The following is a 21,831-nucleotide window of genomic DNA, read 5'->3' as shown; positions in this document are numbered from 1 at the left end:
ATTTAGTGCAAAGAACAACAAAAAACCAACATAGAAAAAGCAAACACACTCAAAAGAAATAAATCGTGTTAAACAAAAAAGGCGCAAAACTAAAGCTGACTGATAAGCTTTGTTTGCGCCTTTATGCATTGCGGTATGGTTAAAGCCCGGATCAGAACTCGACAAATACAGGCACCCGGGCCGCTACTGCGCACATCAGCTCATAGCCGATGGTGCCTGCCGCAGCGGCAACATCATCAACCGGCAAGTTTTTGCCCCATAGCTCAACCGAGCTTCCCACACCAGAGCTAGGTAATTCGCTTAAATCAACAGCCAGCATATCCATCGATACCCGGCCTATCAGCCTGCTGCGCGCGCCATCCACCAAAGCTGGGGTTCCCGTTGGTGCGTGGCGCGGATAACCATCGGCGTAGCCGCAGGCCACAATCCCTATCCGCATTGGCCTTGCTGCAACGAAGCCGGCGCCATATCCGACGGTATCGCCTTCTTTAAGATCCTGAACAGCGATCACTTCAGCACTTAAAGTCATGGCCGCCTGCAAACCCAGCTCTGCAGCACTTTTTTCGCTAAAAGGGGATGAACCATATAAAACAATGCCGGGTCTTACCCACTGACGTTGTGTTTCCGGGTAAGCCAGTAAAGCGGCCGAATTAGCAAGAGAAACAGGCAGCGCCAGCCCGCTGCATGCCGCGTCAAAACGTGCGCATTGCGCGGCCACCCCCTGCTCCGGATCATCCGCTGTCGCAAAATGTGCCATCAGCGTAATACTTGCCACATTACTGCAATGTTGCAGGCGCTCAACTAAAGCCGGCGCTTTTTCGGCCGGAAAGCCAAGCCGGTTCATGCCGGTATTTAATTTTAAGAAAATATGCACAGGACGGCTTAAATCAGTGTTTTCTAGCCAGCCTATGCCGCGCTCATCATGCACTGACAGCCAGAAATCGTGCTTGGCGCACAGCTGCAGCTCGGCAGCAGAAAATACACCTTCTAATAATAGAATGGCTTGCTTTACCCCTAACTCTCTTAAGGTCAGTGCAGAAGGCATTTCTAAAGTAGCAAAAGCATCTGCACCGGGCAGCGCAGCTGCCATATTTGCAATGCCATGGCCGTAGGCATTCGCTTTAACAACTGCAAAAACTTTACTATTTGGTGCGCATGCTTTTACATGCGCATAATTAGAAGCAAGTGCTGCCGTATGAATCACAGCACGAATCGGGCGGGTCATGACAAAACCATGGCAAAGGAAAAGCGTAGAGTATAAACCTTGTTGATGACATGTAAGACGCAAAAGCGACAATGCTTTACTGATGGCAAGCTGCAGGGCTTAGGATCTGTCAGCGTAAAAATCACCTTCCTAGCCTTGTACTTAACTGCTTATATTGACCAATGCCTCACATTTACGCTGTAAATCCGGCAAAATCTGATCCTGATCATGCAATTTTTTGCATCGGCCACCTAAGTCCGGCAGGATGCCTGCATTTCGTGATATAAACCCCACACTATAAAAAAGGGTACTGTTCCAAGATGGATCGTGGATTTTTCATTATTCTTGGCGCGCAATTTTTATCTGCGCTTGCTGACAACGCCCTCTTCTTTGCGGCCCTTGCGCTACTAAAAGAGCAACACTCCCCCGAATGGCATTTATCCATGCTACTTTGGTGTTTTACAGTGTCCTATGTAGTGCTTGCCCCCTTTGCCGGCTCTTTTGCCGATTCCATGCACAAGGGCAAGGCCATGATGATTTGTAATGGCATCAAACTGGCCGGTTGCCTTGGCATGCTTGTGGGCATCCCGCCGATTATGGCCTACGCCCTTGTCGGCTTTGGCGCTGCAGCCTATTCCCCTGCCAAATACGGCATCATTACCGAATACTTACCTCACGAAAAACTGGTTGCCGCCAATGGCTGGCTGGAAGGCGCAACCGTCAGTGCCATTATCTTTGGCACGATATTAGGCGGCTTACTTGCTGGCTCTCACGTTGCTCCCTGGCTAAACAGCACCGTGCTGGGGGCTTTCTTTACCCCGGCAACCTTTGCGATTGCTGCAATTATTTTGCTCTATCTAGCCGCATCTTGGCTGAACTGCTACATCCCTAAATTAAATATAGAGCTCAAACCCTTGCAGCTGCAGCCTGTCGCGCTGATTAAAGAATTCTGGGGCTGCGTAGCCAAGCTTTGGAAAGACCCTCAGGGCCAGTTATCCCTTGGTGTTACCACGCTATTCTGGGGCGCGGGTGCCACCATGCGCTTGGTAGTATTGAACTGGGCCATTATTTGGTTGAACTTTTCCATGGAGCAAGCGACTCAACTAGTCGCAGTCGTTGCATTTGGCATTGCGGCAGGCGCCATTCTTGCTGGGCATTATGTTCCGCTCAAAAAAGCATTTTGTGTTTTACCTGCGGGTATCGCCATGGGCATTTTGGTGATCGGCATGCTGTTTGTTCACAATACCTGGCTGGCTGCGTTTCTGATGTTTATTGTTGGCTGCCTGTCCGGCTTCTTTGTGGTGCCATTGAACGCAATGTTGCAACACAGAGGGCATACACTGATGGGTGCGGGGCACTCTATTGCCGTGCAAAATTTTAATGAAAATATCGGTATTCTGGTCATGGTAGGTATACATGCCATGATGGTGAAATATTTCAGCCATCCCATTACCGACAATGTGAGTAAAGCGGTAGCCCACCAATTCCAGGCCAGTGGAATTCCTCCTATGTACGCCATTATTACCGGCTTTGGCCTGATGGTGGCCCTGACTATGATTGCGATCACCGTACGATTTCGGCGCGGTGTTCGTGCTGGAATTATGAATGACTAAATTTAGCCTGACCCTGATTGCCCTGATCCTTGTGGGCTGTGGTAAAGAAACAGTAAAAGAAAAAACTGAGCGCCCTCCCCAGCAAGTAACGGCCACCACAACGCAGACGGCGGACATTGCGCTGAATTTAAGCGCACAGGGCCATGTCAGCCCGCTGGATCAGGTGGAAGTCCGCCCGCAAACAAGTGGCTTGATTAGTAAAGTTCATTTTAAAGAAGGTGATCAGATCCAGGCGGGCCAGCTTTTATTCAGCCTAGACGCCAGGACCGAGGAAGCCAATGTGCGCCAGGCCATTGCTAAACTCGCACAAAGCCAGGCCCAGCTAGCTGCCGCAGAAAGGGATTACACCCGCTCTAAAGAGCTAGCACTTCAAAGCTTTATTTCCAAAACCGCACTCGACAATGCCCAAAGCAAATTAGAAACCCTGCAAGCCACACTCGCTGCAGAGCGTGCGGCGGTGGATGCGGCAAAAATCAACTTATCTTATTCGCAAATCAAAGCACCGCTCAGTGGCCGTGCGGGTCTGGTTGAAGTGCATACCGGCAGCTATGTGCAGCCAAGTATTGCAATTCCACTGGTGACCATCAGCCAGCTGGACCCCATCACCGTGGCATTCAGCCTGCCTGAGCGTGATTTAAGTCTTTTACAAAACGCACCTCAGCCTATTTTAGTCAGCGCCCGCTTAGCCGACGGCAATAAAATGCAGGGCAAGCTGAGCTTTATCGATAATGCCGTTAACTCAAGCTCGGGCACCATCGCCTTAAAGGCAGAATTTTCCAACCCCAAAAACCTGCTCTGGCCTGGCGCTTTTGTACCTGTGCAAGTGGCTGCGGGCACGCTTAAAAACGCCGTAGTCTTGCCGACTCAGGCGGTACAAACCGGCCCAGATCATCGCTTTGTTTTTGCCATTCAGGCAGATCAAACGGTTAAATCGATACAGGTTGAATTGCTGCAAGTCGAAAACGAGCGCGCCGTGGTCAGCGGCATTGGCAGCAATATCAAAGTAGTGAAAGAAGGCGGGCAAAATCTGCGTGAAGGCAGCAAAGTACGCGAAGCCAAAAAACGTGACGCAAGTGCGCCAAAAACTGCCGCCAGTGCCGCAAAATGAACATTTCCTTACTCAGCATTAATAAGCCCATCGCAACTACACTTCTGTGGCTGGCAGTGGTGGTGGCAGGGGTAGTGGCTTGGTTTAATCTGCCCATTTCTGCCCTGCCCTCTTTTAATATGCCCACCATTGAGGTGTCTGGCAGCTTGCCTGGTGCCAGCCCGGAAACGATGTCCACCTCGGTGGCAACACCGCTTGAAAAGCAATTTTCAACCATTCCCGGCCTTGCCGTCATTACCTCGAGCAGCACTCAGGGCAAGGTATCGCTAACGCTGGAGTTTGACGCCAACCGCAATATCGACGATGCGGCCGTCGACGTACAAGCCGCGCTCTATCGCGCATCCCGCAGCCTGCCTAAAGACATGACCAGCCCGCCCAGCTACCGCAAAGTCAACCCTGCGGATGCACCGGTGCTGATGGTGGGGATTAACTCGCCATCGATGAGCCTCGCTGAGCTAAACGATTACGGCGACAACCTGATTTCCCCCACACTTTCTACCCTCAATGGCGTGGCACAGGTGACGGTTTACGGGCAAAAACGCTTTGCCGTACGGGTGCAAGTTAACCCAGAGCTATTGGCCGCAAGGGATATGACACTGGCAGAGTTATCCGCAGCGCTTAAATCTGCCAATGCCAACAGCCCGGTTGGCCAGCTCGATGGCAAGCGCCAGGTGCTGGCGCTGCAAGCCAATGAGCAGCTTAAAAATGCCGCTGATTTTTCCAACTTAATCGTTGCACAAAAGAATAAGCAAGCGGTGCGCCTCGCCGATGTCGCCACGGTAGAAGATAGCGTGCAAGACGTAAAAAGTGGCAGCTGGATTAACGGTGAGCGCTCTATCGTGCTGGCTGTGATGCGCCAGTCCGATGCCAATACCGTAGCCGTGGTTGACGCCATCAAAGCCGCCCTGCCGCAATTAAAATCACAAATGCCCGCCTCTGTGAATGTGCAGGTTTTAAACGACAGATCACAATCGGTGCGCGAAGCGATTCACGACGTCAACCTCACCATGCTGCTCACCATGCTGCTGGTTGTGGGCGTGATTTTACTGTTTCTACGCCGTGCTGCTGCTACGCTGATCCCCGCTTTATCGCTACCCATCTCACTGATTGCCACCTTTGCACTGATGCACTGGCTGGGTTATAGCCTCGACAATATCTCGCTCATGGGGCTGACCATTGCCATTGGTTTGGTAGTAGATGATGCGATTGTGGTGCTTGAAAACATCATGCGCCACGTTGAAAACGGCATGAAGCCTTTGGCAGCGGCGATTCAAGGAGCGCAGGAAGTGGGCTTTACCGTGGTCTCGATTTCGGTATCGCTGATTGCCGTGTTTATCCCGATTTTCTTTATGCCCGGCACCATTGGCCTCTTATTTCATGAGTTTGCCGCTGTCGTCACCTTAGCCATTATGGTGTCTGCCGTAGTGGCACTGACGCTGATCCCTATGCTGGCAGCGCGTTATATTAAGCACGAAGCCCCTGACGTCCATGTGCCCGCATGGAGCCGTTTTTTTGAAAAGGGCTTTCATAAAGTGCTTGGCGCGTATCAGCGCACGCTGGACTGGAGCTTGGGCCGCCGCAAGCTGATGCTGATCATTGCTCTAGCAACTTTTGCACTTACCGGCTGGCTGTATCAATCCATGCCCAAGGGCTTTTTCCCCGAAGAAGATATCGGCCAGATTCAGGCCAGCTCTGAGGGCCCGCAGGATATTGCCTACCCGGCCATGCTTAAACTGCATACCGAAGTGGCCGAGCGGATTCAAAAAAATCCCAATGTAAATGTGGTGGTTTCCAGCTTATCCAGCGGCAACCGTGGCCGAATGTTTATTACCTTAAAGCCTCGCAATCAACGGCTTTCTATGGAAAAAACCGTAGCTAGCCTGCGTAAAGACACCAGCGGCATTACCGGCATATCAGTGTTTTTTAACCCGACCCAAAACTTGAAAATTGGCGCACGCAGCTCCAAAAGCCGCTACCAGTACACCCTGCAAGCCGTGCAATCGGACGAATTAAGTGATTGGTCAGACAAGCTGATGCGCGCCATGCGCCAATCGCCGATCTTTACCGAAGTCACCTCCGACACCGAAAAACGTGGCCTGCAAGCAAGGCTCAATATCGACAGAGACAAGGCCCAAACCTTGGGCATCGATATGCAAAACCTGCGCGAAACCCTGTACGGCGCGTTTGGCGAGCGCGAAATCAGCACCATCTATCTGCCGCAAGACAGCTACTCGGTACTGATGCAGCTCTCTGACGAATATCGGCGTGATGAATCGGCGCTCAATAAACTCTATGCCCGCAGTAATAGTGGTGTATTGGTGCCGATCTCGGCGTTTTCCAGTGTTGAGCGCATCATGACCAATAACGCCATCAACCACCAAGGCCAGCTGCCTGCGGTGACGCTATCGTTTAATATGGCCGAAGGCAAAACGCTATCTGAAGCCGCGGCCAAAATTGAATCCCTGAAGCAAGAAATCCAGCTGCCATCCAAAGTATTTGGTGCTTTTGCCGGGGATGCAGCCGTATTCCAGCAATCGCAAAATACCCAACTCTGGTTGATTCTGGTGGCCGTGGCGGTGATTTATGTAATTCTGGGTGTGCTGTATGAAAGCTGGATTCACCCGCTCACTATTCTGGCGGGCATTCCTTCTGCGGCCGTGGGGGCGCTGATTGCGCTGGATATTGTTGGCCTGCCGCTCACCTTTATCGCCATGGTCGGGATTTTGCTCTTGATTGGTATCGTCAAGAAAAACGCCATTATGATGATCGACTTTGCGCTGGAGGCCGAGCGTAAAGAAGGCAAAGCCCCTGAGGACGCCATCCGTGAGGCCTGCTTGCTGCGATTCCGCCCGATTATGATGACCACGCTGGCCGCCATTATGGGGGCGATGCCCATCGCCATCGGTATCGGCGCAGGTGCTGAGCTGCGCCAACCCATGGGCGTGGCAGTAGTTGGCGGCTTGGTGCTCTCGCAACTCATCACCCTCTACATCACCCCCGCGCTTTATCTGAGCTTTGACAGCTTACAAAAGCGCTGGCAGAAAGCCAGATAAAAGATAAGCTGATGAGCAGGATTCTTCAGTTAGCCTTGATAGAGCGCTAAACCCTTAACCACAGAGAACACTGAGGGCACAGAGTTTCACAGAGAAAACAAGAATTCGATGGTTTTCTCTGTGGCCTCGTTTTACGCTGTGGTTCAAGATTTTGCGCCCTCAGCTTAAAGCTAAAGCAGCTTGATCATCAGGAAGGATAAAGGCCAGCAGAGATGCTGGCCTTTATCTATTGTCATGGCTAAAAGCCAGCTTGCTTAAAATTTAATCAGCAAAAAAAGCCGCCTACAGAACAAAGACTTGCCCCACTTATCCACAGAGCACTCACAAGCTTGTGCTCCTTGAACGGGGATAAACGGTAATGTTTTCGGCGGGTTTCACTCACCCTACAAAACTGTGGCCTGCTTAGCGAAATATCCTTTGCATTTAAACCCTCATTCCCGAGTGCTCCTATCGAGAATCCAGTGCTTGTGCTGAATTCCCGATCAATGTATTCGGGAATGACGGGCCAATGAACTTGGGAAATGAAACAAGCCCCTTACAGGTTGTAAACCAAGATCAAAGCAATCAAGGCCGGGGCTACGATGCGACACATCCACTTCATGCCAACGTTTAAAACGGGGCTAAGTTCCAGCTCGGCTTCGATCACGGGCCAGATTTTCCAGCCTGCAAACAGCGCCGTGCCGATCCCACCCAGTGGCAGCAGGATATTAGATGCGCTGTAATCCATCAGCTCAAACACATTGCGACCAAACCATTTATATTCGCCCAGCACGCCAAACGAGAGCGAGGCAGGAATACCAGCCAGAAACACCAAGAGAGTAATCAGGCCAGTGGTGGCTTTACGGGGCAGATTCCATTCATCAATTGGATACACCGCCACCAGCTCAAGCAAAGAAACGGATGAGGTCAGTGCTGCAACTAAGAGTAACGCAAAGAACGCCACCGCAAAGAATTGGCCAAAAGGCAGATGGTTAAACACCACCGGCATGGTCATATAGGTCAGGCCTGGGCCTGCTGCGGCATCCAGGCCAAAGGCCGTAATGGCCGGGAAAATCATCAGGCCAGCCAAGATGGAGGTCATGGTGGTTAAGCCCGTCACCCACATGGCCGCATTGGTGAGCTTTACATCACGCCCCAGATAAGAGCCATAGGCCAGCATGCAGCCTGCGCCTACTGATAGCGAGAAAAATGCAAGGCCTAGCGCATCGACCAGCATTTTTGAGTTTACTTTTGAGAAATCCGGCGCTAAAAAAGCCAGCACGCCCGCCCCTGCGCCCGGCAGGGTAAGAGAGCGGACAATCAGCCCCAGCATCAGCAAAAATAAGGCGGGCATCAAGATTTTACCTGCGCGCTCAATGCCTTTTTGAATACCGGACATCACCACAATCAGAGTAAGCAGGGCAAACAGGGCGTGGGTGATAATCGGCTCAACCGGGCTGGAAACATACTGCCCGAATAGTGCGCCCAAGGCTTTCGGATCGTTACTCATGACACGGCCATCAATGGCGCGCAGCAGATAGCCGATTGTCCAGCCGCCGACCACGCTGTAGAAGGAAAACACCGTTAAGCCGCAAAGTACGCCGATATAGCCAACCGCCGACCAGCCCTTGCCACCGAGCTTTTTAAATGCGCCCACAGCACCACAAGCCGCAGCACGGCCAATGGCAATTTCGGCCAGCATCAGCGCAATGCCTAGGGTAAAAGTGATCAACACAAATATCAGCAAAAACGCACCGCCGCCATTCATGGCGGTCACGTAAGGGAATTTCCAGATTGAGCCTAAGCCGACGGTTGCCCCTGCGGAGGCAAGAATAAAGCCGAGTTTAGAGCTCCATTGCGAACGAGACATGCGCTATTCCTGGTAGCGACAAATGAGCCCATAGCCATTTGCCAAATATATCTGCCACCGAATGCGCGAGCTAAAAACAAAGGCCGCCCTTTCGGCGGCCCCATAGATCAACGGTGCCGCTTAAATTAGAAGCGCCACCAGCCTGTAAAAGAGTTGATCATATTTGTATTCATGCTTTTAAGAATGCCTTGTAAGCTGACTAATAGTCAAGCAGTAATTTTGCGTTGCAGCACGTGTTTACAGATTTTTCACCAGCACCGTGGTAATCAGCACAGGTGCAAGGTAGCGGCAGGTAATCAGCCATGCTTGCCTTTTCCAGCCTTGCAGGCCCACTTCATCCACCAGCGTGTCGCCTTTCCAGCCTGCCAGTAGCGCGAGGCCAATACCGCCAATAGGCATGGCCAGATTGGATACAAAGTAATCCATCGCATCAAAAATGCTTTTGCCAAAGATGCGAGCATCAGACCAGATACCAAACGACCACGATGCCGGGATACCGCAGAGGAACACCGCCAGCGCGATGCCGATCAATACAGGACGGCGCGGCAGCTTCAGATCGTCAATAAACCAGATGGCGATCAGCTCTAGCATCGCCACCGATGAAGACAATGCGGCCATTGCAAGCAAAGCAAAAAAGGCAATAGCAAACAACTGGCCAAAGGGCAGGTGCATAAACACCACCGGCATGGTCATAAAAGTAAGCCCCGGCCCGGCCGCTGGGTTTAAGCCAAAAGCCGCCACGGCAGGAAAAATCATTAGCCCGGCAAGAAGCGCAATCATCACGGCCAGAAATACCACCCACAGTGAAGCAGAGAGAATTTCTTCGCTGGAATGCATATAAGAGCCATAGGCCACCATCGCCCCCACGCCTAAAGACAGCGAGAAAAATGCCAGCCCTAAGGCTTCCACCACCATGGCGGGATTAACGCGGCTCCAGTCTGGCGCTAAAAACTGCACCACCCCGGCCCATGCGCCCGGCAGCGTTAAAGAGCGCAGCATCAGGATCAGCATAATAATAAACAGCGCAGGCATCAGCACTTTGCCCGCCCGCTCAATGCCCTTCTCAATGCCGCCCAGCACAATACCTAAGGTGGCTAGGGTAAACAGTGCATGGGTAATCAAGGGCTTAATCGGATCAGATACAAAGCTGCCAAACATCGCTTCTAATGCTTTTGGATTGGCGCTCATTACGCTGCCATCAATGGCCTTGCCAAGGTAGGCAAAAGTCCAGCCGCCCACCACGCTATAAAACGAAAACAGAACAAAGCCTGCGATCACGCCCAAGAGGCCCAGGAGCGCCCAGTGCTTGCCGCCGATTTTTTTAAACGCGCCCACCGCACCGTTAGTAGCTGAGCGGCCTAGGGCAATCTCGGCCATCATCAGCGCCAGCCCTAGGGTAAAGCTAAAAATCAGAAACAGCAGCAAAAACGCCCCGCCGCCATTCATGGCCGTGACATAAGGAAACTTCCAAATCGCACCCAGCCCAATGGCCGAGCCGGCCGCCGCCAGAATAAAGCCCAAACGCGAGCCCCAAGCATTACGTGTTGTCATAAAACATCCTGCGTGTTTTTAATAAATGAGCCTAGGTGGCTCTATGCAAATCTAAAGCAAGGCTTTTTTAGTGCCTTCGGCACGTTGATTAGGTGCGGGAATCCCCCGCGTGGGACTTACTTTCTTGCTTCGCCAGAAATCCTAGTACGCAAAGAAGGCGACCCCGACCAGCACGAAACCCCTCACTGTGGACAATCGAGGCGGCGGCTGCGGGACTCGCTTCGCTCAAACATCCTCGCCGAAACCCCGCCCCGCTTGTTCCTCGCTTCGGCGTGCTTCAAGGGGGATTTAAGCCCCGTGCTATCAGCAACGATACGAATTCAAGTTACATAGTTTTGATATGCTCAAAGATTTTTCACCAAAATCACCGCAATGGATAAAGGCGCGACCACGCGGCAGCTCCATTTCAGGCCGAAGAGGGGCAGGCCAGCCAGACCAGAATGCTCTTCCAGCAGCGGCCATACGCGCCAGCCTGCGAACAGTGCCACGCCGATTCCACCTAGTGGCATCATCACATTGGAGACGCTGTAATCCATCAGGTCAAAAATGGTTTTGCCAAAGAATTTAACGTCCGCCCAAGGGCCAAAAGACAGTGATGCGGGAATACCACAGAGGAAAACAGCCAGTGATAAACAAAGAATCACTTTGCGGCGTGGCAGTTTGTATTCATCCAAAAAGAGCGTTGCAATCAGCTCGAGCATAGAAACAGATGAGGTCAGTGCGGCCACCGAAAGCAGGGCAAAGAAGGCGATGGCAAAGATTTGGCCAAAGGGCAGGCTGGCAAACACCACTGGCATGGTCATAAAGGTCAGGCCTGGGCCTGCACTAGGGTCGAGCTTAAAGGCAAACAGCGCTGGGAAAATCATCAACCCGGCCAAAATCGCCACGGTGCAAGAAAGGCCAACCACCCAAGCCGCCGAGTGCAATACCGGTGTTTCTTGCTTCACGTAGGAGCCGTAAGCGATCATGCCGCCCGTGCCTAAAGACAGCGAGAAAAACGCAAGGCCAAGGGCATCAACCACCATGGCGGGTGTCAGCTTAGAAAAATCTGGGGCAAAGAAAGCCACCACGCCCTGCCATGCGCCGGGCAAAGTCAGCGAGCGGGCGATCAGAATCAGCATGATGATAAAGAGGCCCGGCATCAGCAATTTGCTGGCGCGCTCAATGCCTTTTTCGATGCCGCCAATCACAATACCCAGCGTTGCCAGCACAAACACGCCGTGGGTCAGAATCGGCCAGAAAGGATTAGATACATAATGCTCGAAAGTGTCTTTGAGTACCTTGGTATCTGTAGTCAGCACCGAGCCATCCATGGCCAGTGCTAGGTAAGCCAGCGTCCAGCCACCCACCACGCTATAAAAGCTGTACAGCACAAAGCCCGCAAAAATACCCATCATGCCAATCAGCGGCCAGGATTTACCCGCCAGCTTGCGAAACATCCCCACTGGCCCGGTTTGCGCGCTACGGCCTAGGGTAAATTCCACCACCATCTGGGCTAGGCCTAGGGTGAAGCTAAAAAATAAAAACAGCAGTAAAAACACGCCACCGCCATTCATGGCCGTCACGTAAGGGAATTTCCAAATAGCGCCAAGGCCAATGGCCGAGCCTGCCGCAGCAAGGATAAATCCCAGCTTAGAGCCCCAGTTAGAGCGAGTAGTCATGATGCGGTCCTTTTTTTGTAAATCTCAAGAACCAACAAATCAGGCGGGCCAGAATGCAACAAGGCCGCCTGATTTGGCGGCCTTGGATGGTTCATTCTGTGTACTTTAAATGAACGCGACCCATCGGGCTGCCAGTGGGCAAGCCAGATAATAATAAGAAAAATAAACGCGGGTCAGATTCAGCATAGTGGGGCATCTTCGGCCGTGCAGCGGTGGGCTGTCAAGCCATGGGCTTACTGAAGCGGGGCCATTTTTTCATTCATAACCCTTGCTTAACGGCCAATTTAAAAGCACTAAAAAATCTTTTATTACAAGCAGTTAAAACCATTAAACACCCACGCAAGGGGTTAAAAACAGCCTTGATATGTCCTCATGCGCAAGGCTGTTTATGGTAATAAAACCCAGAATAAACGCCGATCTGGCAAATGATGCTCTGCAATAAAAAATGAAACCAGGGCTACACCTGCCCTGATTTCATCCAATACGCTTAAGCCCCGGCCCAGCAGGCCTCTTCACTTTGATTCACAGGTTTTGCATCCAGCACCACTCGGATATCTTTAAATTGCGTACCGCGCTGCAGGCGAACAGTAATGCTGTCTGCCAGCCCTGCTTGATCGGCATCGCGGCGGTAGGTGAAGCTGCCATATTCTGCAAAATTAATCCGCCCCAGCTTGGCTGAATTCACCAGCACAAAGCGATCGACCTGTTGATTAGCGGCCAATATAACCCGCAGACAGCGCCCAGCACTGCTAAAGCGTGTTTGTAGCAAGGCCAGATTATTTGGATTAACAGGCGGCAAGGTTGGCACCGTAGTTGGCACTGCGGTAGGCCGGGTTGGCGGGCTGGTCGGCACAGATGTTGGCACCGCCGTTGGACGAGTTGGCGGGCTGGTCGGCACAGGCGTTGCAGTTGGGCGTGTTGGCGGCGCAGTAGGCACAGCCGTTGGGCTTGGCCCAGTGCCATTGGCTAGCGGGCCTTCGCAGCGCAGCGCTGCACGATGCGCATCCAGCTGATAATCGCTGGCAAAGCAATTAAGCGCCAGCATATTATTGGCGCTGCCTTGCAAGTTTTTCAGTGCATTATTCAGCAATACATCGCTTTCCTGATGTGCTGCTGTCAGCGTACTGGCACGAATAGCGGTTTGACCTGTGCATTCAAAACGACGCAGCTCACTGCCCGCGCCCTCTGCCCATACACGGCAGGCCAGCGGCAGCACTTTGCCCATTAAGGATTGAATATGCGCCACATCACTGAGCTGCCATGCCGATTGCGCCAGCCAATCTTGGCCCTCGATGGTAGAGGTATCCCCCAGCTGACCTGCCTTTTGCAATGCAACTTGCTGCCCTACAAAGTCTTTAAAGCGTGCACTTAAAGCCGCATCTGCGCCAAGGCGTTTCACCAATGCATCAAAGCCTTTTACATCATCGTTACGCAATTGCTGCAATACATCAGCCAGAAGGCCCGGCTCATTGCGATGCAAGAAATAGAACCACAGCGCCGAATGGCTGTAAAAATCCCAGCCATCGCTATAGCTTGAACGCATAATTTGCGCTGGCGTCTGAAAACTAGCTGGCCAGTTATTTGCCACGACATCCACTACATGGCCACGTACTTTAATGCCCTCACGCGAGGTGCTCCACGCCATAAACTCGGCAAAGCCTTCGTCATACCAAGGCATACGGCGGCTGTCGCGGAAGAATTCGCTGGAGCCCCACATACCCGGCTGAATAAAGCGGCCCGATAAATAATGCACGTATTCGTGGCGAACCAGCTCTTCTAAAGACAGTGTGCTTTCCTGGCTGGTGCGCTCAAAGGTATAAAAAGTAGCGCCGTTTTCAATATAAATACCCCCGTTATCGGTAGATAAATCATTGAGTAAGCCCTGGTAGCGGCCGTAATCGGTTTTTGTACCGTAAATCACCATGCGTAAACGTGCATTCGGATCATCTTTTACCGGCTGGCTTACGCCACTTACCCGCTTAAGCTGAGCCTCAACCTGCTTCATGGCGTAATAAAGCGGCTCTACCTGCTTGCGGCTAAGCGGCGTTTCAAAAACCAAATTGCCATTGTCAAATGACCAGCGATTAGGAAATAAGCGGGCTTTAAGCTCAGCTTCGGCATTGCAAATGTTGTATCGATCGCAAGGCACTTTGGCGATTTTTTTCAGCGCATAAACCGCCTCGGCCCATGCTGCAGAATAACGCTCTGCATTTAGATGCCCAGCCACCGCAGGCTCAGCAATCGGCGTGGTTCTTGGGTAAAGCATAAAACGGCCGGTTTCACGCAGTGTATTTAAAAACATCTGCTCATCTGCAAAAGCAGAGCGGCCCTGGCGCACAATCGCCGCCAGAGACTTAACTAATCCATCAAGCTGACCTGCTTCAACTTTTTGATCAAAGCCACCCTGGCTATGCAAATTAAACAAAGTAGTTTGCATAGGATGCAAAGCATATTGAGCATAGCTTTGCTTAAACTGCCCCTGATAGCGGCCAAAAAAAGCGCTTAATAATGGCAATGCATATTCAGGCTGACGTACCGAATCGGCCAGAATCATGGTTTCGCTGACACTTTGGCGCGCATCATTCTGGCGCTCCCATGCCTCACTGGATTGAGATTCATCCTCTGCTGGGTTTAACCAGATCGCCGGATTATCTGCCAGCGCACTCACCACCTGCATAACGGGCTGATCCACCGTGCGCCCATATTCGCCCACTTCTCTGGCATGGCTGTACTGGGTGAAATAGCCCGCTTTTAAAAAAGTAGCCAATGGCCAGAGCCCATTGGGCTTGGCCGGGTTCCACTGGCGAGCGCGCAAGCGAGCTTCTTTTGCCACGGCCTGCATATTTGCAGCCGAAATTACCGGGTAAGTTGCCGCATCGGCCTCAAAAAGTCGGTTAATACAACGCCCTTCCACCGTTGCCACATAGCTGGCCAGTGCCGCGCCCGATAAAGAAAACAATCGCTGATCGCATTCAGCATAAAGCGGCGCTGCCGCCACGCCTTTTTGCAGAGCAGATACCTGCGGATGATCAGACCCTCCTTTTGCGCCAGCCTGTGGCGGCAGGCCAAACGGATGGCTGGGAGGCTCACCCAAAACAGGGGCATGCTCTGAATTCCCCTGCTGGCTGGCAGCGGGTGGCGGAGCAGATTCTGCCGTGTTTTCGCCTCCCGTTGTCACACATGCAGCCATGATGCTGGCAAGAGCAATTGCCAATACGCCAGCCTGCGTGCTTCGCTTATTTATTACTTTTTTAATGCGCATAAGTCAGCTCCAATAAGTAATGCTTACAAAATTAGAACATCATTATGTGCTTATGATTTATTTAAATAAACATATTTAAATAATCAAGAAAGAAAACTCTAATTAATTAGAAAGTAAATACATAAATTATTGTAAGCATAATTACTTATTAAGAAATTTATTTAAGCGCTCAATCAACTTTAATTAAATCAGTAAAAAAGAGACACACCTCCCCATAAGGCACCAAAAGCCATTCACCTGCATCGTCAGCACTTAACAACAAGCTATCCATCGCCTTTAAAACAAACTGCTGCCCGCCCTTCTGGCATAAAACAGATTCACCTCCGGCCAAAAATAACAGGCCACTTTCACCCGCAAAAGCCCATGTTTCCGGCATGCTGAACACCTGCTGGCGCAATAAATGGCGATAGCTGCTACGCCTTGTCATCACATTAAAATCAATCACTTCGCCCTGCAACAGACGGGCATACACCTTAGCCTCGCCGGCAAAACGCAGCGGCTGATCTTTGGGCATCAGAGTCTGCGGCCCACCCTTGCCAAATTGCAGGCTGACCCCCTTTCCCGCAACCATAGCGAGGCTGCGATCTACACCTGCAAATTCTGAAAAGCCTCCATCAAGCCCGATCGTAGCCATGCTGATACGCCAGTCAAAATGATCCAGCGATGCCTCTTTCGGAAAAATAACAATTTCTGACGTCACCCCTCCACCGTTTTTCCAAGCTTGCACGGGTAAATCTTTTTTTTGTATTATTTTGGGCATTTTAAATTTCACCTATTTAAGTTAATCCACAATACACTGTCTAAAACCTGACAACCATCATCATCTGATCAGCAGACTCAAATACAGAACATGAGCGATCATTGCCAAAACTGTGGCGCATGCTGCGCCCATTACAGGGTTTCATTCTATTGGGGTGAAAGCGATGCGGCCCAGGGCGGCAGCGTGCCAGCCCGCTTAACCATCCCCATCCATTCTATTTATGTTGCCATGCGCGGCACAGACCACCACCCTAGCCGCTGCGTGGCCTTAACAGGAAAAATAGGAGAAGCGGTGAGCTGCAGCATCTATGAGCAGCGCTCCAGCACGTGCAAAGAAGTTATGGCAGGGGATGAGCAATGTAATAAGGCGAGGCAGGCTTACAATCTAAGCCCGATTATTGATCAGCCCAAAGAAACTGCCGAAGTATTTTGCTGATGTTAGATTAGAGAACTGATGTTACGCAGAGATCATCTTTTTAGTGCCTTCGGCACGTTAATTTTGGAGCGGTTGCCCCCGCAGGGGCCTTCCTTTCTTGAACGGCCAAGAAACGAGGCCAAAGAAGGCAGCCCCACGAAACACGAAAGCCCCTGCGCTGCGGACAATCGAGTCGGCGGCAGGCGGGATTGGCTCGCTGCCTCGCTCCCAAGCGATCCCCCGCCCCGCTTGTTCGGAGCTTGCGTGTTTCAAGGGGTGATTTAAGCCCCGTGCCATGAGCAGTGATACGAATCCTAATAACAGGGTTTTAACACATTCAAAACCTAAAAAATAACTGAACTCAAGTCATGTTTTCCTCCGTGAAACTCCGTGTTCTCTGGGGCCGAAGTGGTTCAAGATTTGGGTTTTAGTGCCTGTAAGCAAGACACCCTCCCCGCCAGCCTTCATAATCTCCTTCATCCTGAATCACCACTCCCCACACATGAAAATCATCCACACCTCGGACTGGCATCTGGGCCAGCATTTTATGGGCAAGACGCGCCAGGCTGAGCATCAGGCTTTTTTAGACTGGCTGCTGGCAAGCGCAATCACCCACAATGCCGATGCTATTTTGGTGGCTGGGGATATTTTTGATACAGGCTCGCCGCCCAGCTATGCGCGCGAGCTTTACAACCACTTTATTGTGGCCCTCAGCAAAACCGGCGCGAGGCTGATTATTTTGGGTGGTAATCATGACTCGGTAGCTACTTTAGGCGAAAGCAAATCGCTGCTTGCTGAGCTAAACACCAGCGTGATTCCAGGCGTGGCTGCAGATGCAGGCGAACAGGTTTTGCTGCTCAAGCAAAAAGACGGCAGCGCCGGGGCGGTGTTATGCGCGATTCCCTTTATCCGCGCACGCGATGTGCAGCAAAGTGTGGCGGGGCAAAGCAGCGATGAAAAGCAGCTCAGCTTGCAAGCAGGTATTTTTCAGCACTATCAAACGCTGTATCAGCGTGCTCTGGATGAGCGAAACCAGCTTGGATTGCCCACCCTGCCCATTATCGCCACCGGCCATCTCACCACTGTTGGCGCAAGCGCCAGTGAATCGGTAAGAGAGATTTATGTTGGCGCACTAGAAGCCTTCCCCACCAGCGCCTTTCCACCTGCTGACTATATTGCGCTGGGACATATTCATCGCCCGCAAAAAGTCGGCGGCTTTGAGCATATCCGCTACTGCGGCTCGCCGATTCCACTGAGCTTTGATGAAGCCAAGCAGGCCAAAGAAGTACTGCTGGTTAGCTTAGATCATCAGGGCCTGCAAGCGGTTGAGCCGCTCGCCATCCCCCGCTCCCAGCAACTGATCTCTCTGCGCGGCAATCTGGCCGAGTTGGAATCGGCCATCAGCGCCCTTGAAAAAAACGAATCAATCTGGCTGGAAGTGCTGGTCAGTAGCGATGATTACCTCAGCGACTTACAAAGCCGCATAGAAGTGCTGACTAAAGACACGCAAATAGAAGTGCTGCGCATCCGCAGAGAGCGCGGCAATGCGGCCAGTACCTGGCAAGCAGACAGCAAGGAAACGCTGGCCGAGCTAAGCCCTGCCGATGTCTTTGCCCAGCGCATCGCCAGCGAAGAAATCGAAGCGCCGCTCCTAATCGAGCTGGAAAAACGCTATGCACAAACCGTCACCTTATTGCAGGAGGCCAAGGCATGAAGCTGCTTAGCCTGCGTTTAAAAAACCTGAATTCATTAAAAGGTGAGTGGAAAATCGATTTCACTGCCGCGCCCTTTAAAGATAACGGCCTGTTTGCCATTACCGGCCCTACCGGCGCGGGTAAAACCACCCTGCTGGATGCCATTTGCTTGGCGCTTTATCACCAAACTCCGCGCATGAGCAGCATTTCGGCCAGCAGCAATGAGCTGATGACTCGCCATACCAGTGATTGCCTTGCAGAAGTGGAGTTTGAAGTGAAAGGCAGCCGCTATCGCGCTTTCTGGAGTCAGCGCCGTGCGCGTAATCTGGCCAGCGGCGCATTGCAAGCGCCCAGAGTGGAGCTGGCAGACGCCAGTGGGCAAATTCTCACCGATAAAATCAATGAAAAGCTCAGACTCACCGAGGCCCTGACCGGCCTTGATTTTGGCCGCTTTACCAAATCCATGCTACTGGCACAGGGTGGCTTTGCGGCCTTTTTAAATGCCGCCGCCAACGAGCGAGCCGAGCTTTTAGAAGAGCTGACCGGCACCGATATTTACGGCCAGATTTCACAATCTGTATTCGAGCAAACCCGCAGCAGCAAGCAAGCGCTCGATCAGCTGCGCGCCAGGGCTTCCGGTGTAGAGCTGCTGAGTGATGAGCAGCGCAGCAACTTAAACCAAGAAGCGAATGACTTAGCCCATGCTGGGCAAGCCTTGCAAAGCCAGCTCAGCCAGGTGCAAATTAATCGCCAGTGGCGCGAAGCGCTAAGCAGAGCCAATCGTCAGCATGCTGACGCTCAAACCCGCCAGCAAGAAGCCCTTGCTGCGCTGGCCCGCGCCCAGCCACAGCTGGATCAGCTTGCCCGAAGCGAGCCAGCGGCAAAACTGCAAGTGCCTTACAGCGCATTAAGCCAAGCCACAGAGGCACTCGCCCATACCAAGCAAGAGCTGGTGCAGCTGAGCACAGAACAAAACAGCGCCCTTGAAGAACACCGAGCTAGACTCTGGCAGGCGCAGCAGCTGGCGATGCAACTCAGCCAGCAGAGCAGCGCTCGGCTCACCCAAACCCAAGCCGCGCAGAGCGCATTAATCAGCAACCAACATCCCGAGCATGCAAAACTAGGCGAGCAGCTGGTGGGCTGGCGGGCGCAGTTTTTAAGCTTAAATACCCTCGCAAGCGGGATGAGCAAGCTGGAAGCCGAGATCAATCAGCAAAATATCCAGACACTGATTGAGCAACACGCGGCAAGCATTCTAAGCGTCAGCAGCCAGCAAGCAGAAAGCCAAGCGGCTGGGCGGGCAGAAAACACAGCGCAAGCGGCATGGCAGGCTTTGCTTGCAGGCAAAGACGAAGCGGCTTTTTGGGAGCAAAAACAAAGCTTACTTGAGCGTGGCGCAGATATCGCTAGGCTGGCCGAGCTGGAAATCAGCCGCCAAAAAACACAGCAGCAATCTGCACTACTGGCCACAACGCTGGCCGAAAAACAGACCATGGTCAGCCAAAAAAATCAGGCACTGGCAACGCTCAGGCTGACATTCAGCGATTTAAAACAACAGCTGAACGATAAGAAAAAACTGCTGGAACAAGAGCAACGCATTCAAGGGCTGGAAGCCTATCGCCAGCAATTACAAGCCGGTGAAGCCTGCCCGCTCTGCGGGTCTCATGAGCATCCGGCCATTTTGGATTACCAAGCGCTGAATGTTTCTGCCACCGCCGCAGCAATGGAGGCCAAACAGGCCGAGCTGGAAAAGCTCACTGAAGAGGGGCAAGCGCTCAAGCTTGATCTCACCCGGCTGGAAGCCGAAATCAACGCCCTTGAATCTCAACAAAACAACTGCTCAATACTCGCCGCAGAGCAGATGCAGCAATGGCATCTGCTCTGCAACAAGCTGGCCGCTCACACCCCTGATTTAGCCGCACTCCGCCAGCAACACGCCGCAGCCTTGCAGGATGCAGACACCCGCTTAAACCAGCTAGCCCAAATGAAGGCTCAGCTAGAAGAAGCGCAAAAAGTAAGACTGGCCGCTGAAAAAAAACTGGCAGAGCAACAGCAAGCTTTGCAATTGCTGACGCAAAAGCTGGAAAACGCACAGGCGCATCTGCAAGATTTAAACCAGAGAAAAAACAGGCTGGCCGAGCAAATCAGCACAGAAACCGAAGCACTGCGGTGCTCGCTGCCTGATCAGCTGCCTTCGGACAGCCAAGCATGGCTGCAGGCGCAAGAATCACTATGGCAAAGCTGGCAAGCCGCAGAGCTACAGTTGCAACAGCTGGCACAAGATTTAATGGTCCAGCAACAAGCGGTAAAAGCAGCTGAGCAGTTAGAGCAAACTTGGCAACGATGCTGGCAGGAAACGGGCGCAGCCCCGCAAGCGGCACAGGCTAACTCTACCCAGCCCGAGGCCGATTTAGCCGCTTGCACCGTGCAGATCAGCAGCCTGCAAGAGCAAATAAGCCAGCAAAAGGGCCGAGAAATCACCCTGCAAAAACGCATGCAAGAGCATGAGGAGCAGCTGCAACACGCCAGCAGTACATGGCAAGCCGCGCTGGCTGCCAGCCCTTTTCAAGACGAAGCCGCATTTATGGCCGCACGCTTGGAAGACGATCAGCGCAATGTATTCAGCGCGCTCAAACAGCAGCTCGATACCGCGCTGATCACCGCCAACACCCTGCTCGGCAGCGCGGAACACATTTTAGCGCCGCTGCAGGCAGAGGCCAAAACCACGCTTGAAGCCCCCGAGCTGGATGAGCAGCTGGCCAGTCTAAGCGCAGAAATCAGCCAACTGGCCCAGCGCCAGGGTGAAATTCGCGCGGTATTGCTGGGGGACGATACAAAGCGCAGCAGCCAAGCCACGCTGTTTGCTGAGATTGCAGCCATGAGTGTGGATTACGATTACTGGCAGCACCTTAACAGCCTGATTGGCTCGGCCGATGGTGCAAAATATCGCAAATTTGCACAGGGCTTAACGCTGGATCATCTGATTCATCTGGCCAACCGTCAGCTGGAGCGCCTGCATGGCCGCTACCAGCTGATGCGAAAAAACACAGGCGAGCTGGAGCTGGGGATCATCGACACATGGCAAGGCGATGTGGCACGAGACACCAAAACATTATCAGGCGGCGAAAGCTTTTTAGTCAGCTTAGCGCTGGCCTTGGCGCTGTCTGATCTGGTGAGCCACAAAACATCGATTGATTCGCTGTTCTTAGATGAAGGCTTTGGCACGCTGGACGGCGAAACCCTAGAAATCGCCCTCGACGCGCTCGACCACCTCAACGCCAGCGGCAAAATGATAGGCATCATCAGCCACGTAGAAGCCCTGAAAGAACGCATCCCCGTGCAGCTTAAAATCCATAAATCAGCAGGGCTGGGGCTGAGCCAGATGGATAAGCAGTATGCGTTTTCAGGAGGGTAAATGTAGGGTGGGCACGGGTTTTTGCCCACGCGCCATTTAAGCCAAAGGCATGTAAAGCATCTTTTGTAGGGCGGGTGAAACCCGCCAGATTTTGATATGAAATTACGAAAACGCCTAGTTTCACCCCAGATGCGAAGCAAGATCTAAAAGATCTTTTTAGTGCCTTCGGCACGTTGATTTTGGAGCGGTAGCCACCGCGGGGGCCTTCCTTTCTTGAACGGCCAAGAAACGAAGCCAAAGAAGGCCG

General features: G+C 52.3%; 12 protein-coding genes. 6 read left to right on the top strand and 6 right to left on the bottom strand.

Going from position 1 to position 21,831, the window contains the following annotated elements:
* Positions 1-151: 151 nt before the first annotated feature.
* Positions 152-1,225, bottom strand: a complete 1,074-nt coding sequence (alr, locus tag DYD62_RS01955) for an alanine racemase (RefSeq protein WP_115225824.1) — start codon at positions 1,223-1,225, stop codon at positions 152-154.
* Between the two features lie 299 nt (positions 1,226-1,524).
* On the opposite strand from alr, the gene lplT reads away from it, so the two are divergent.
* Genes lplT through DYD62_RS01940 form a run of 3 tightly spaced genes read left to right on the top strand, consistent with a single transcriptional unit; the run spans position 1,525 to position 6,978 of the window.
* Complete coding sequence (gene lplT / locus DYD62_RS01950) at positions 1,525-2,817, top strand: lysophospholipid transporter LplT (protein ID WP_115225823.1); 1,293 nt, start codon at positions 1,525-1,527, stop codon at positions 2,815-2,817.
* A complete protein-coding gene (locus DYD62_RS01945; RefSeq protein ID WP_115225822.1) occupies positions 2,810-3,925 on the top strand; it encodes an efflux RND transporter periplasmic adaptor subunit in 1,116 nt (371 codons plus the stop codon). Before lplT ends, DYD62_RS01945 begins: the two co-directional genes overlap by 8 nt.
* A complete protein-coding gene (locus tag DYD62_RS01940; protein ID WP_115225821.1) occupies positions 3,922-6,978 on the top strand; it encodes an efflux RND transporter permease subunit in 3,057 nt (1,018 codons plus the stop codon). The genes DYD62_RS01945 and DYD62_RS01940 overlap by 4 nt, the downstream gene beginning before the upstream one ends.
* 535 nt (positions 6,979-7,513) lie before the next feature.
* Here DYD62_RS01940 and DYD62_RS01935 read toward each other — a convergent pair.
* From DYD62_RS01935 to DYD62_RS01915, 5 genes are all read right to left on the bottom strand, one after another.
* Positions 7,514-8,827: a sodium-dependent transporter gene (locus tag DYD62_RS01935; RefSeq protein ID WP_115225820.1), complete on the bottom strand. Its 1,314-nt coding sequence runs from the start codon at positions 8,825-8,827 to the stop codon at positions 7,514-7,516.
* Between the two features lie 237 nt (positions 8,828-9,064).
* Positions 9,065-10,378 (bottom strand): sodium-dependent transporter, encoded by a 1,314-nt coding sequence (locus DYD62_RS01930; protein WP_115225819.1) that lies wholly within the window; start codon positions 10,376-10,378, stop codon positions 9,065-9,067.
* A 344-nt stretch (positions 10,379-10,722) separates the two neighbouring features.
* Positions 10,723-12,039: a sodium-dependent transporter gene (locus DYD62_RS01925; protein WP_165928576.1), complete on the bottom strand. Its 1,317-nt coding sequence runs from the start codon at positions 12,037-12,039 to the stop codon at positions 10,723-10,725.
* A 487-nt stretch (positions 12,040-12,526) separates the two neighbouring features.
* On the bottom strand, positions 12,527-15,301 hold the full coding sequence (locus tag DYD62_RS01920; protein ID WP_115225817.1) for a collagenase: 2,775 nt from the start codon (positions 15,299-15,301) through the stop codon (positions 12,527-12,529).
* Between the two features lie 169 nt (positions 15,302-15,470).
* A complete protein-coding gene (locus DYD62_RS01915; RefSeq protein WP_115225816.1) occupies positions 15,471-16,061 on the bottom strand; it encodes a HutD/Ves family protein in 591 nt (196 codons plus the stop codon).
* Positions 16,062-16,151: 90 nt separating this feature from the next.
* Between DYD62_RS01915 and DYD62_RS01910 the strand changes: the two genes are divergently transcribed.
* The 3 genes from DYD62_RS01910 to sbcC all read left to right on the top strand — a co-directional run bounded on the left by DYD62_RS01910 (position 16,152) and on the right by sbcC (position 21,584).
* Entirely contained in the window at positions 16,152-16,496 is a 345-nt protein-coding gene (locus DYD62_RS01910; RefSeq protein ID WP_115225815.1) for a YkgJ family cysteine cluster protein, read from the top strand.
* A gap of 481 nt (positions 16,497-16,977) precedes the next feature.
* A complete protein-coding gene (gene sbcD / locus DYD62_RS01900) occupies positions 16,978-18,189 on the top strand; it encodes an exonuclease subunit SbcD (RefSeq protein ID WP_115225813.1) in 1,212 nt (403 codons plus the stop codon).
* Positions 18,186-21,584: an exonuclease subunit SbcC gene (sbcC, locus tag DYD62_RS01895; RefSeq protein ID WP_115225812.1), complete on the top strand. Its 3,399-nt coding sequence runs from the start codon at positions 18,186-18,188 to the stop codon at positions 21,582-21,584. Before sbcD ends, sbcC begins: the two co-directional genes overlap by 4 nt.
* Positions 21,585-21,831 lie beyond the last annotated feature (247 nt).

It is taken from the genome of Iodobacter fluviatilis (assembly GCF_900451195.1).
Taxonomy (GTDB): domain Bacteria; phylum Pseudomonadota; class Gammaproteobacteria; order Burkholderiales; family Chitinibacteraceae; genus Iodobacter; species Iodobacter fluviatilis.
This window is presented reverse-complemented; position numbering and strand designations above follow the sequence as displayed.

Excerpts from the sequence above, each read along its gene's own strand:
- lplT (WP_115225823.1), top strand. The coding sequence starts at position 1,525 with ATGGATCGTGGATTTTTCATTATTCTTGGCGCGCAATTTTTATCTGCG.
- sbcC (WP_115225812.1), top strand. The coding sequence starts at position 18,186 with ATGAAGCTGCTTAGCCTGCGTTTAAAAAACCTGAATTCATTAAAAGGT.
- DYD62_RS01920 (WP_115225817.1), bottom strand. The coding sequence starts at position 15,301 with ATGCGCATTAAAAAAGTAATAAATAAGCGAAGCACGCAGGCTGGCGTA.
- DYD62_RS01930 (WP_115225819.1), bottom strand. The coding sequence starts at position 10,378 with ATGACAACACGTAATGCTTGGGGCTCGCGTTTGGGCTTTATTCTGGCG.
- alr (WP_115225824.1), bottom strand. The coding sequence starts at position 1,225 with ATGACCCGCCCGATTCGTGCTGTGATTCATACGGCAGCACTTGCTTCT.
- sbcD (WP_115225813.1), top strand. The coding sequence starts at position 16,978 with ATGAAAATCATCCACACCTCGGACTGGCATCTGGGCCAGCATTTTATG.
- DYD62_RS01925 (WP_165928576.1), bottom strand. The coding sequence starts at position 12,039 with ATGACTACTCGCTCTAACTGGGGCTCTAAGCTGGGATTTATCCTTGCT.
- DYD62_RS01915 (WP_115225816.1), bottom strand. The coding sequence starts at position 16,061 with ATGCCCAAAATAATACAAAAAAAAGATTTACCCGTGCAAGCTTGGAAA.
- DYD62_RS01945 (WP_115225822.1), top strand. The coding sequence starts at position 2,810 with ATGACTAAATTTAGCCTGACCCTGATTGCCCTGATCCTTGTGGGCTGT.
- DYD62_RS01940 (WP_115225821.1), top strand. The coding sequence starts at position 3,922 with ATGAACATTTCCTTACTCAGCATTAATAAGCCCATCGCAACTACACTT.
- DYD62_RS01910 (WP_115225815.1), top strand. The coding sequence starts at position 16,152 with ATGAGCGATCATTGCCAAAACTGTGGCGCATGCTGCGCCCATTACAGG.
- DYD62_RS01935 (WP_115225820.1), bottom strand. The coding sequence starts at position 8,827 with ATGTCTCGTTCGCAATGGAGCTCTAAACTCGGCTTTATTCTTGCCTCC.